Origin of the sequence: Leifsonia sp. SIMBA_070 (assembly GCF_046534635.1) — a bacterium.
Classification (GTDB): Bacteria; Actinomycetota; Actinomycetes; order Actinomycetales; family Microbacteriaceae; genus Leifsonia.
In genome coordinates this window covers 1-259 of the sequence record NZ_JAWRYK010000500.1, presented here as the reverse complement: position 1 = coordinate 259, position 259 = coordinate 1, and the positions used below count along the sequence as shown (strand labels likewise).

At 68.7% G+C, this 259-nt stretch carries 1 pseudogene; it reads left to right on the top strand.

The annotated features are described in order from the left end of the window. Positions 1 to 259: pseudogene (locus SB754_RS21205) on the top strand (DNA polymerase III subunit delta); the annotation flags it as partial.

Genomic DNA, 259 nt, shown 5'->3' with positions numbered 1-259 from the left:
GCGCGATCAGCTCAAGAACGAGGATCCGTCGCTCGAAGTGACCGACATCCGCGCGGACGACTACGCGGCCGGCACGCTGCTGTCGGTGACGTCGCCGTCGCTCTTCGGCGAGCCGCGCCTCGTCCGCGTCGCGGGCATCGAGAAGTGCAACGACGCGTTTCTGAACGAGGCCCTCGCCTACATCGAGGCACCACAGGACGGCGCGACGGTCGTTCTGCGGCACACCGGCGCGACGGTGCGCGGCAAGAAGCTGCTCGAC